We start from the raw sequence: 10,761 nt of genomic DNA on the forward strand, positions 1-10,761 counted from the left end.
CGCACCACGTGCTCGGCGAGGGTGCCGTCAGACCAGCTCGGGGCGGCGCCACTCCTCGCCGAGCACGTGGTGCGCAAGGAAGTTGAGCACGGTGGCGTACCAGAGCCGGCTGTTGTTGGGCTTGAGGATCCAGTGGCCCTCGTCCGGGAAGTACAGGAACTTCGCCGGGACGCCGAAGCGGGACAGGTCGCTCCAGAGCGACAGGCCCTCCGCGATCGGCACCCGGTAGTCCTTGTCGCCGTGGACGACCAGCATCGGCGTGGTGATGTCGGCCGCCCGCAGGTGCGGCGAGTAGCGCTGGTACCGCTCGGTGCGCTGCAACGGGTCGCCGTGGTGGCGCATCCAGTAGGCGGGGAAGTCGGTGGTGCCGGAGAAGGCCGGCAGGTTCCACAGCGAGGCGTGGGTGACGATCGCCTTGAAGCGGTCGGTCTGGGTGGCGATCCAGTTGGCCATGTAGCCGCCGAAGGAGCCGCCCATCATCGCGGTGCGCCCGGCGTCCAGGTCGTCCCGCTCCAGCGCGGCGTCGGTGAGCGCCAGCACGTCACTGTACGGGGCGCCGCCCCAGTCCCCCCAGCCGCGGTCGTGCATCCGCTGCCCGTAGCCGGTGGAGAGTGCCGGGTCCGGCAGCAGCACCGCATAGCCCGCGGCCGCCGCCACCCAGGGGTTCCAGCGCCAGGTCCAGGCGTTCCAGCTGGTCTGCGGTCCGCCGTGCACCCAGAGCAGCAGCGGGGCCGGGGCGTCGGCGGAGGCGCCGAGGGGCAGCACCAGCCAGGAGCGCAGCGCGGTCCCGTCCGCAGCGGTGGCGGTGACCTCGGTGAGGGTGCCGGGCAGCTCGCCCACCCCTCCCGGGCAGGGCAGCGGAACGGCCTGCTGGTCGGGGGTCGCGGCGTCCAGCCGAACCGGGGTGGGAGGGCTGTCCACCGCGGACCGCAGCGCATAGAGCGTGGCGCCGTCGGGAGCGGCGACCACATCGGTGTAGGCGCCGTCGGCGGTCAGCCGTACGACCTCGCCGCCCCCGGTGGTCACCCGGAACACAGGGGCCCGGCCGGTCTCGTCCGCGGTGAAGAAGACCACCGAGGAGCCGTCCTGGTCCGGAACCGGGGACACCACCACGTCGGTGGGCCAGCCGTCGAAGTCCGGGATGAGATCGCGTCCCTGGTCCTGGGCGTCGGTGGCGTCGACCAGCCACAGGGTGGTGTCGACCGACGCCTCCCAGGTGGACCGGCGCTCGCGGATGCACACCAGCGCAGCGCCGTCGGGGGTGAAGGCGGGGGCGGAGAACTCGGCGTCGGGGTGCTCCACGGTGCGCAGCCGCTTGCCCGTCGCGGCGTCGGCCACCACGATCACCGAGCGCAGCTCGTCCGGGTGGGTGCCGGAGTAGACGGAGTAGGCGACCAGTGTGCCGTCGGGGGAGAGGGCGCTGCCGAGGATCCCCAGGGCGCCCTCCGCGCCGCAGTCCACCTGCGTGGCGGGGTCGCCCGCGGGGTCGGCCACGGTGAACAGATGGGGGATGTCCGGTCCCAGGTCGTGGTCCCAGTGGCGCACCAGGGCGGCCTCGTGCAGGACCGCGGTCACCTTGGCCTTCTCGCGGGCCTTGCGCAGCTCGGCGTCCTGCGCGGAGTCCTCCGCGCCGGGCAGCAGCCCGGCGGCCACGGCGATCCGGCCGGACGCTGCGGCCACCGCGTACCCCTGGACGCCGCCGCCGCGGGTCAGCAGCTGCGAGGCCTCACCGCCCCCGGCCGGCAGTGCCCACAGAGCGGCCTCCTTGCGGTCCTCCTCGCCCTCGCCGGGGTCCGCCGCAGGACGGGCGGAGAGGAAGAGCAGGGTGCCGTCGGGCAGGAACGCCGGTGCGGACTCGCCGCGGTCGGAGCGGGTGAGCCGCCGCGCGGGGCGCTGACCGGCGGGGTCCGCCTCCCAGAGCGCTCCGATGTAGCGGGTGCCGTCGGCGGAGAGCTGCTGAACGGCCGTCACCAGACGGGTCCCGTCCGGGGAGAGCGCCAGCGAGGAGACCCGGGGCAGCGCCGTGAACGCGGCCACGTCGTGGAATGGAGTGGTGTCGGACATGGGTCCGATCCTGCTGTGCCGTACCCGTCGAGCGCCAGAGCGCCCGGGCGGCGGAGGATCAGCCCGTGGCGAAAACGGGGCGGCGGAGCGCGGCTGCGGCGCACCGCGGGTTCAGCGGCCCGGCGGTCCTGCGGTTCAGTGGCGGTTCAGTGGCGCCGTTCGGTGCTGACGACCACGCCGACACCGGCCACCACGATCGCCCCGCCCAGGATGATCGGCCAGCTGAGCGGTTCGGCGAGCACCAGCCAGCCCAGGAAGACCGCCACCACGGGATTCACATAGGCGTAGGTGGCCACCAGCGACAGCGGGGCCGAGTGCAGCAGCCAGGCGTACGCCGTGAAGGCGACCAGTGAGCCGAAGACCACCAGGTAGGCCAGCGCGAGCCAGGAGCGGGTGGAGACCGCCGAGATGTCCAGGCCGTGCTGCTCGCCGCGCACCAGCCCCAGCGCCAGGCAGCCCAGCCCGCCCGCGACCATCTCGTAGGCGCTGGCGGCGAAGGGGTTCGCCGGCATGGGGATGCGCGCCGAGAAGAAGGACCCGGTGGACCACATCAGGGTCGCCCCGATCACCGCGGCGAGCCCGCCCAGCTTCACCTCGCCGCTGAGACCGGGCACGGTCAGCACCAGCAGCCCGGCCAGCCCCAGCAGCACCCCGCCGAAGGTCGCCGCCCGCGGCCGGTCCCCGGTGGCGGTGCGCAGCAGCACCACCCAGACCGGCACCACCGCGACCAGCAGTGCGGCGAGTCCGGAGGGCACCGAGGTCTCGGCCAGGACCACCAGGCCGTTGCCGCCGAGCAGGAGCAGCAGGCCCACCAAGGCGGCCGAGGCGAGCTGGCGCGGGCCGGCCCGCAGGGCACCCGGGCCCTGCCGCCAGGCGACCAGACCGGCCAGCAGCAGCCCGGCCGCGATGAAGCGGGTGGCGGCGGAGAGGAACGGCGGCATGGTCTCCACCGCGATCCGGATGGCCAGGTAGGTCGAGCCCCAGACGACATAGACGATCGCCAGCGCACCCCACACGGCGCCGGTGATGCGGGACTGCCCGGCCGCGGTGGCGGCCGGGGTGGCGGCCTGCTGGAGCGAGGCACCCTGGGGCGTCTCCGGGGCAGGGGCCGTCATGGGCGTCTCCTTATTACGGTGCTGTACGGGGATTCGGGGGCCATCACATCGCATCCGGGCCCGCCTGCGCCAGCCAATAGGCGCACCGAGGCAGCCCGGCCGGCGCCGGCCTTCCAGCAGGCGCGGCCTGACGTGTCATGTCCCTGACTTTCCACTCCCCGAGGGAATCCATGCGCGTCCCCCGGCAGTCGCCGCCGTCGCAGCGGCAGCCGCGCGCTTCTTCTCGGACTGTGCACGGCCCCGGCCCATGCCGTGCCTCGTGCGGCAGCATCCCTGGACGTCCAGAGCGCCGCCAACGGATATGACACCGCCGACGGCCCCGGGTCGCTGCGCACCGACCCAAGGGCGAGGCATGGAGTCCTGGATGCCGAGGCGGATCCGCCGGAGTCCGGCCATCAGAAACCGGCGTCCTCCACTGGAAGCCGGACCTGCAGTCGCCCCCTCAGGGTTCCCTCGCCCACCCGGGAGGAGCCCCCTTCACCCGCTCTTCGGCATGGACCACTTCCGTGACGCCACCGTCGACGCCAGGGGCAACGACGACCTGGGCCGCGCGGAGAACGTCAGCGACCCCGCGGCCCGCAGGACGTCCGCCTCTGTCGCCGTGGACCGCTACGACCTGAGCGACCCGCAGCGCACGCTGGACCGGCTGAACTGCCGTCCCCTGACCGGACGTCGGCCGGGCCGCCTGACGTCGCCCGGTCGACCCCTTGCTCAGGCCGGCACGCCGTCCGGCTGCACGGTGCCCTCCTCGGGCGGTCGCCCGGCGCCCGCCACGGTGCCCTCCACCGGCTCGTACGACGGCCAGCCGGCGCCCGCCGGAACCACGGCCACCGCCCGCCACCACAGCTGCAGCGCCGGAGGGTCGGCGGGCTCCACCGGTTCACCCGGCCGCGGCGCCGCCAGCAGCACTCCGGCCTCCCGGGCGGCCGCGGCCGTGCGCTCCGCCGGCTCCTCCCACGGATGGGGCGCCAGATCGAAGGTGCCCCAGTGGATCGGCAGCAGCACCGCTCCCCGCAGGTCCTGGTGCGCCCGCACCCCCTCCTCGGGCGTCATGTGCACCTCGGGCCAGAACTCGCTGTAGGCGCCGATCTGCATCATGGTCGCGTCGAACGGGCCGAGGCGCTCGCCGATCTCAGCGAAGCCCGGGAAGTACCCAGTGTCGCCGCTGTGGAAGACCCGGTGCTCGGGCCCGGCCACCACCCACGACGCCCACAGCAGCAACGGGCTGGTGCGCGGGCCGCGGCTGCAGTAGTGCCGGGCCGGGGTCGCCGTCAGCGTCAGCCCCGCCACCTCGGCCGACTCCCACCAGTCCAGCTCCACGATGCGTTTCGCGGGCACCCCCCAGTGCTCCAGGTGCGCGCCCACCCCCAGCGGTACCGCGAAGACCGTGTCGCTCTGCGCGAGGGCACGCACCGTCCCCATGTCCAGGTGGTCGTAGTGGTCGTGGGAGATCACCACCACGTCCAGCCGCCCCAGTTCCCGCAGCGGGACCGGCACCGGGTGCAGCCGCCTGGGGCCGAGACCGGAGAAGGGGGAGCAGCGCTCCCCCCACACCGGGTCGATCAGCACCCGGCGGCCGTCGATCTCCACCAGGACCGAGGCGTGCCCCATCCAGGTCGTCCGCAGCCCGGAGGCCGGCGGCCCCGCCAGCTCCGCGGCGGTCGGCCGGTGCAGCGGCACGGCGGCGGCCGGGGTCCGGCGGGTGCGGTCGGCCAGGAACAGCGCCCGCATCCCCGGCAGAGGGGAGTCGGACACCATCCGCCGGGTGGGCACCGGGTTCCGGAAGGCGCCGTCCACGAAGTTCGGGGAGGCCAGGATCCGCTCCAGCCGGGCCCCGGTGGGGACCGTGCCGAACGCGTCCGGACGCAGCCGCCGCAGCGCGGCGCCGGGCAGGGAGCGGACCAGATCGGCGCCGGGTACACGGGACAGGCCGGTGGGCCGGGGGGTGGGGCCGGGCACGGCACCTCCTCGGTCGGGGGTGTGGGACGCGATCCTGCGGCGCGCACTGCCCGCTTGCCCGACTGCGGCCGTACGCCAAACCACCTCCCCGGCAGACTACCCCGGGGGTGACGTCGCAGACCTGGGAAGACGGAGGGAAGCCCACGGTCCCAGCCGGGCCCCGCCGCACCGCCGCCCGGCTGGGCGAGCGGGCCGGCCCACCCGCGGTTACGATGCGAAATGGCTGCAGGCGGCGGCTCCGCCGCCCGGTGCCGCAGACGAGTGACGCGCCGTCCGAGAGGTGGTGGCTGCCATGCTCACCGCGCGAGGTCTCTTCCAGGCCATCCATGACAGCGACGAGGCCTACCGGCTTTTCTGCAGCATCGCGGCACAGGACGAGAACCAGGGCGGCTGGGAGAACGAACGCATCGCCGCCCTGGTGAAGGACCCCGAACTGGCGCCCAAGATCGCCCGTCATGGCGCCGACGAGCGCAAGCACGGCCGGATCTTCGCCCAGCTGCTGCGCAAGCGGGGCCTGGAGCCGGTGGCCGTCCCGCCCGACACGGACTACTGCATGCTGCTGGAACGCCAGGGCATCGGGCTGTTGCACGAGCGGCTGCGTTCGGACCGGCCGCTGGACGACCGCGACGTGATCACCTATCTGGTGCACAGCCGGGTCACCGAGCAGCGGGCCGCCGAGGAGATGCAGCTGCTGGTGCGGTTCCTCGGGGACCACCCCGACGTGGGCAGGGCGGTACGGCTGATCTCGGCCGACGAGGACAACCACCTGGCGTACTGTCACGAGGAGCTGCTGCGCTTCGCCGACCAGGGCCATGCGCAGGCCATCCGGGAGCTGCTGCGGGAGACCGCCCGGGTGGAGATCCGCACCCACCGCGACGTCGGGCTGGCCGTGCTGCGGCGCATGGGGGAGATCCTGCGCTGGCCCCGCTCCCGGCGCGCCGCCCTGGCGGCCGGTCTCCATCTCCTCTATCTCTACGAGGCCGTCTACGGGTGGCGCCGCATGGTGCGGCTGCGGCTTCCCGCCAAGCGCAACGCGCTCGGTGCGCGTCCGGTGGCGGTGGGCTGAGCCCCCGCCCCCCGCCCGGGCATTCGGTACGGGCCGTGGGAACCGGCCCCCGCGGGCCGGTGTCGTGCGACAGAGTGGTCGTACGCCGGTGTGGGAGGGCGGCAGCGAGGGGAGGGACCGAGCGTGGGCGTGGGCCTGGCGGCGGATCTGGTGGTCATCGGTGCGGAGGCCGGCGCGGAGCGCGCCCTCGCGGGGACCTCGGACGCAGGCCGGGGCGCGGGTCTGCTGGCCGGGACGCTGCCCGGGGCCTGGTACGACGGAGTGCCGGAGTCGGGACGGGTCTCTCTGGTGCCGCCGGACGCCGGGGCGAACGCGATGCTGACGGCCGTTCAGGACGCCGCCGGCCGGGAGGGCCGCTTTCTGGTGGTCTGCCTGCTGGGACGGCTGGTCGCCGACCCCCGGCTGCGCCGGCTGGCGCTGGTGACGGCGGGCAGCACCCGGGAGAACGCCTATCGGCGGGGGCTGGCCTGGGACTGGGTGGTCAGCGCCATGGTGCACGGCAACCACGCCGAGTCGCTGCTGCTGGTGGACGCGGTGGCCGACCGCGAGGTGTACGAGGCGCTGGAGCGGGAGGGCGCGGGGGCCGGGCCGGGCGAGCTGCTGGACCACTCCCGGGTGCCGCTCTGGGGCTGCGTCGCACCCTGGTCGCCGGGGCGGCGCGGGCGGCGCACCACACCGCCCGGGGCGCCGGGGTCGTTCGCCGAGGGGGTCGTACGGGTGCTCCAGGAAGGCGTGGCGGGTCTGCCGGCCGCGGTGTCCCCGGCGCATCTGCACCCGGCGGTGTGCGGGCACATGGGCGCACAGGGGCGGGCCGGCGCACGCCTGGTGGTGCCCGCTCCCGGAGGGAGACTGCTGCTGCGCAACCCGGCGGCGCTGCGAGGGATGCTGTCGGGAATGTCCGTTTCTGGAGAACTCTTGGCCGTTCTGGGGCGGAAAGGCTCGCCAACTCGCCCACCCTCTGCGTAGTCTCGGTGACCCCTGGTGTTGCCGGGAGCTGACGGGACGGCGAAGAATCGGCTCGATCGAGGACATGACGGGCTGACAGGCATATTCTGCTGACCACTGCCACAAGTGGGTCGGGATGCGGCGAGGGGGGCCCATGCGACGACATGTGCATGCGTTGCGTCCGCCGGCGGCCGATCAGAGGCGCCGGGGGCGGGGGAGCGGAGGCGGGTTCGGGGCATCCCTGGTGCTCCCCCTGGCCGCGCTGCTGCTGGCCGGCTGCGCCGACTCCGGGGCGGGCAGCGTGGACCACCTCGACAACCGCCCCGCCACACCCGCCGCCGGTGCGGCCCCGGACACCTCCGCCGCCCCTGCGCCGTCCACCGTGCCGGACACCGGCCGTGAGGGCGCCGTGGCCCGGCAGGTACTGGCCCGTTACACCGGCTGGTGGCAGGCGCAGACCACCGCCTACGCGGACAGCTCCAGATCAGGGGCCGGGCTGAGCCTCTTCGCCACCGGCAGTGCGCTCAGCTCCGCTCTGGCCAATCTCCACCGCCTCCGGGAGGCCGGCATGGTGATGCAGGGACAACCCCGCAGTGACGCAAGGGTGATGGCGCTGCACCTCACGTCCTCCCCGCAGACCGCGGCGATCGAGGACTGCCTGGACGTCAGCGGCTGGCACCAGGCCGACGCGCACACCAAGCAGCTCAGGGACCCCAGGCAGCGGCTCAGCCGGTACGTCGTCACCGCGACCGCGACCAGCACCTCCGCAGGGTGGCTGATCAGTGACCTCAAGGCGCACACGGGGCAGTCGTGTTGAGGGCCGCGTCGAGGCCGGTGGCCTGCCTCGCCCTGATGGTTGGCACGCTCATGACCGGCAGCCAGGCACTGGCCGACGGGCCCGGGGGCGGAGTGTCCCAGTGCCAGACGGATGTCATCTGCGTCGAGGCCCATGACCCGGGATCGCCCGGCAGCGGCTCCGCCCAGGGCGGCAGCCGCACCACCACGGGCGGCAAGGAGGTCTGCCGCTGGTACGGCCAGGAGGTGCCCTGCGCCCTGGACGACGCGGGCTGGTTCAACGCCGCCGACGGCTGCTACTACCGGCGGGCCGACCCCCAGCCCGCGGCCGGCGACCCGGCCTGGATGGGCCACGACCCCTCCGAGGGCGGCGCCGTCTACAACGTCCTGTGCTATCCGCCCGGCAGCAACACCGTCACCGGCGCACCGCCGCGCTGGCTCGCCGAGCCGCCGGCGGGCGACCCGCCGCCTGACCCGGCACAGCTCGCTGCGGAGGCCATGTCGGAGATCGTGTTCGGGAAGCCTGCGCTGCACACCGCACCCGGGAAGGACGGCAAACCCCTGGTCGGCATGGGGCTCTGGCTCTGGTACGACCCCGCCGAGGCCGTCTCCGGAGACGGTTCGAAGGCGGTGAGGGCCGGCGGGGTCACCGTGACCGCCAAGGCGACCCTGCAGTACGTCGAGTGGTACATGGACGACAGCCCCGACCCGGTGCGCTGCACCAGTCCCGGAACGCCCTACCAGGCGAAGTACGGCGGCGCCGAGTCCCCGGACTGCGGCTACCGGTACACGACCTCCTCGGCGGATCGCCCGGGTGAGGCGTTCACGGTCAGCGCGATCCTGCACTGGCGCATCGACGCCACCATCCAGGGCGCCGGCACCCACCCCATCCCCCCCGAGGACCGGACCTCCGACAGCCAGCTGCTGCAGCTGCCCGTCGGCGAGCTCCAGGTCCTCAACTGACCAGCGCACCAACCACGCACGGAAGGCACAGTCGGGTGGAGAACAGGGCATTCCCGTCGCCGCTGGCGTCGCCGCCGCAGTCCGTCGGCGACGCGGCCAGGCCGTCCGGGCAGATCGGTGCGGACCGCGCCGCGCTCGACCGTCCCGGCGCCGTCGTCCCGCCGCGCGCGCTGCGCGCGCGCCGCAGGCGGCCCGCTGTGCTCGCCCTCTCCGTGGCCCTGATCGCCGCCGGAGGCCTCGGCGGAGCCGCCCTGTACACCGCCACCGGTGAGCGGGTCTCGGTGCTGGCCGTCGCCCGGGACGTACCCGCAGGGCAGCAGCTCACCGCCGCCGATCTCACCATCGCCAGGATCGCCAGCGACCCCGCGCTGCACCCGCTGGACGCCGGCGACCTCGACCGCGCCATCGGCAGGCGGGCCACCAACGACCTCAAGCGCGGCTCACTGCTCACCAAGGACGACGTCACCAACCAGCTGATCGTGAAGCCGGGCCAGCAGATCGTCGGCGTCGCCGCCAAGCACACCCAGCTCCCGGCCACCGCCCTGAAGCCCGGCCGCCAGGTGCTGGTCGTGGCCACCCCCGACACCGGTGGCCAGCAGAACGGAGCAGGCGCCACCACCCGGCCGCAGACCCTGTCCGCCACCGTGGTCACCGTCGGAGGCGTCGACACCGACGGCACCGTGGTGGTCGACATGGCGGTGGACGCCTCCTCCGGCCCCCGGCTGGCGGAGATCGTCGCCGGCGGGAAGTTCATGGTGATCCTGGCGCCCGAAAGGAGCGGCGGCTGATGGCGGTGATCGCGGTCGCCGGCACCCCGGGCGCACCGGGGGCGACCACCTCCGCCCTCGCCCTGCTGCTGGCCTGGCCGCTCGCCCCGGGCCGCCGGGTGCTGCTCGCCGAGTGCGACCCGGACGGCGGCGCCATTCTGGCGGGGGCGCTCGAGGGCCGCGTCGAGGCGGTGTACGGGCTGCGCAACCTCGCCGTGGCCGACCGAAGAGGACGGCTCGCCGAGGAGCTGTGGGACCAGCTGGTCGACCTCTCCCCGGACGGCTCCGCGGACCGGCTGCTGCTCCCCGGCCTCACCGACCCCGCCCAGGCGGTCGGCCTCGCCTACACCTGGGAGCCCCTGGTGGAGGCTTTCCACGCACTGGAACCCCACGGCTACGACGTCATCATGGACCTGGGCCGCTCCGGTGCCCACGGAAGCAGCGCGGCACTGGCCCGCCGGGCCGACGGGGTGCTGCTGACCGTCCGCAACACCCTGCGCGGGCTCAACTCCGCACGCCCGCGCCTGGCCGCGCTGCGTGAGGACCTGGACACCTCCGGCACCGGCGCGGACGCACTGGGCCTGCTCCTGGTGCAGGAGGGCCCGTACCCGGCGGCGGACGTCTCCAGGGAGCTGGGCGCGCCCGTGATCGGGCTGCTGCCGCATGCGCCGCGCACCGCGAGGGTGCTCTCCGACGGCGGGGAGAGCACCGACCGGCGGTTCGTCCGCTCCGAGCTGATGCGCGCGGCCCGTTCGGCGGCGGACGAGGTGCGGCTGCTGGTGGGGCGCCGCCGGGTGCGGCTGGCCCCGCAGGGGCAGGCCGGCGACCCGGCGGGCCGGTACGCGGCTCCGCCGATACCGTTCGCCCCGCAGAACCCGCAGAGCCCGCAGAACCTGCAAAACCTGCAAAACCCGCAAAGCCCGCAAAGCCCGCAGGCTCCGGCGCCCGAGCCGGTGGCCTCGCCAGGGCCGCTGTCCGCGTTCGGGCCGCCGCCCGGCCCCTGGACGCCCCCGCCGTCGGACTTCACCGCCGCCGCCTCGGGCTCCGGCCCCTGGGCGCCCCAGTCCCCGCTGCCGCAGGGCTGGAC

Annotated in this window: 9 protein-coding genes; 6 read left to right on the forward strand and 3 right to left on the reverse strand. The window is 74.5% G+C overall.

Annotated features, from left to right (window positions below; all coding sequences use genetic code 11):
- Positions 1-27: 27 nt before the first annotated feature.
- From AOK09_RS22030 to AOK09_RS22040, 3 genes are all read right to left on the reverse strand, one after another.
- Positions 28-2,064, reverse strand: coding sequence for a S9 family peptidase (locus AOK09_RS22030; protein ID WP_055588955.1), 2,037 nt, complete (start codon positions 2,062-2,064; stop codon positions 28-30).
- A 146-nt stretch (positions 2,065-2,210) separates the two neighbouring features.
- Positions 2,211-3,179, reverse strand: a complete 969-nt coding sequence (locus AOK09_RS22035; protein ID WP_055588956.1) for an EamA family transporter — start codon at positions 3,177-3,179, stop codon at positions 2,211-2,213.
- Between the two features lie 711 nt (positions 3,180-3,890).
- Positions 3,891-5,084, reverse strand: coding sequence for an MBL fold metallo-hydrolase (locus AOK09_RS22040; RefSeq protein ID WP_407675429.1), 1,194 nt, complete (start codon positions 5,082-5,084; stop codon positions 3,891-3,893).
- 346 nt (positions 5,085-5,430) lie between these two features.
- Between AOK09_RS22040 and AOK09_RS22045 the strand changes: the two genes are divergently transcribed.
- The 6 genes from AOK09_RS22045 to AOK09_RS22070 form a co-directional block, all read left to right on the forward strand.
- Complete coding sequence (locus AOK09_RS22045) at positions 5,431-6,204, forward strand: ferritin-like domain-containing protein (protein ID WP_055588957.1); 774 nt, start codon at positions 5,431-5,433, stop codon at positions 6,202-6,204.
- Positions 6,205-6,327: 123 nt separating this feature from the next.
- Positions 6,328-7,170: a hypothetical protein gene (locus AOK09_RS22050; protein WP_055588958.1), complete on the forward strand. Its 843-nt coding sequence runs from the start codon at positions 6,328-6,330 to the stop codon at positions 7,168-7,170.
- A gap of 223 nt (positions 7,171-7,393) precedes the next feature.
- Positions 7,394-7,966 carry a hypothetical protein gene (locus AOK09_RS39275; protein ID WP_055588959.1) on the forward strand — a complete coding sequence of 191 codons (573 nt, stop codon included), beginning with the start codon at positions 7,394-7,396 and terminating at the stop codon, positions 7,964-7,966.
- Between the two features lie 35 nt (positions 7,967-8,001).
- Positions 8,002-8,907, forward strand: a complete 906-nt coding sequence (locus tag AOK09_RS22060; RefSeq protein ID WP_157875986.1) for a hypothetical protein — start codon at positions 8,002-8,004, stop codon at positions 8,905-8,907.
- A 35-nt stretch (positions 8,908-8,942) separates the two neighbouring features.
- On the forward strand, positions 8,943-9,695 hold the full coding sequence (locus AOK09_RS22065) for an SAF domain-containing protein (protein WP_245687415.1): 753 nt from the start codon (positions 8,943-8,945) through the stop codon (positions 9,693-9,695).
- A partial coding sequence (locus tag AOK09_RS22070; protein ID WP_063796029.1) for a hypothetical protein occupies positions 9,695-10,761 on the forward strand: 1,067 nt, incomplete at its 3' end. The genes AOK09_RS22065 and AOK09_RS22070, both read left to right, overlap by 1 nt.

The organism is Peterkaempfera griseoplana (genome assembly GCF_001418575.1).
Taxonomy (GTDB): domain Bacteria; phylum Actinomycetota; class Actinomycetes; order Streptomycetales; family Streptomycetaceae; genus Peterkaempfera; species Peterkaempfera griseoplana.

Bases quoted from the DNA above. Each gene is read 5' to 3' on its own strand.
- AOK09_RS22030 (WP_055588955.1), bottom strand. From the start codon at position 2,064: ATGTCCGACACCACTCCATTCCACGACGTGGCCGCGTTCACGGCGCTG.
- AOK09_RS22035 (WP_055588956.1), bottom strand. From the start codon at position 3,179: ATGACGGCCCCTGCCCCGGAGACGCCCCAGGGTGCCTCGCTCCAGCAG.
- AOK09_RS22045 (WP_055588957.1), top strand. From the start codon at position 5,431: ATGCTCACCGCGCGAGGTCTCTTCCAGGCCATCCATGACAGCGACGAG.
- AOK09_RS22060 (WP_157875986.1), top strand. From the start codon at position 8,002: ATGGTTGGCACGCTCATGACCGGCAGCCAGGCACTGGCCGACGGGCCC.